Source organism: Brachybacterium sp. HMSC06H03 (assembly GCF_001807385.1).
Lineage (GTDB): Bacteria > Actinomycetota > Actinomycetes > Actinomycetales > Dermabacteraceae > Brachybacterium > Brachybacterium conglomeratum.
Map to the genome: position 1 here is coordinate 1 of NZ_KV788790.1, position 727 is coordinate 727.

1 protein-coding gene is annotated in these 727 nt (G+C 71.4%); it reads left to right on the forward strand.

Features of this window, described 5'->3' with window-relative positions:
• Positions 1 to 486 (forward strand): hypothetical protein (locus HMPREF3159_RS08710; protein WP_210388858.1); only part of this gene is annotated, 486 nt, incomplete at its 5' end.
• Positions 487 to 727 lie beyond the last annotated feature (241 nt).

Below are 727 nucleotides of genomic sequence, written 5' to 3' on the forward strand. Positions count from 1 at the left end.
GTTCACAAGCACCAGGAGGACGGGGAAAAACGATCCCGGTCCCACACCACCAAGGAGCGCACCATGACCCGCGAGTTCACCGTCACCCGCCGCACCTACACCGGCTCCATCGACTTCCTGCGCGGGGCGGTGGTGACCATGGCCGAGCCCGGGGGAGAGCGCTACGCGCGCGTGACCGTGCGCAGCGGAGGGGAGACGTACTACCTCGAGAACGTCGGTCATGACTCCATCGCCACCCAGACCCTGCACCGCACCGTGCGCTGGACCTCCGACTACGCGCACCGCGCAAGGGACGCCGCGCAGCAGATCGACGGAGCAGACCCGTACCGAGCCACCCGCCTCGCTCGCTACGCCTCCCTCTGCGCCCGGGCCGCACGTACCGTCAGCGACAACTGGCCCAACACCGGTATGGCCCTCGACGCCGACGAGGCCGCCGCCTGGGCAGCCGACGCCGAAGCGGCAGCCGGAACCCCCTGTGGTAGCTGACCACCGCACGGGCCGCCCCACCACCCTGTGCGGGCGGCCCGTGCCGCCCAATCGGAACTCGCTGCGCTCGTGCCGTGTCCACACCGCACTCCGTGCCACGCATGCACTCCGTGCAGTTCGGGGCACTGCCCAGCGGGCAGCACCCTGACGGCCGCCGGCTCCGCCGGCCCTCACCGACCCGGGGCCCGCCCCGGATCGGCCCTTCATGTTCCCCGTCCTCCTGGGCTTTCCACTATGACCC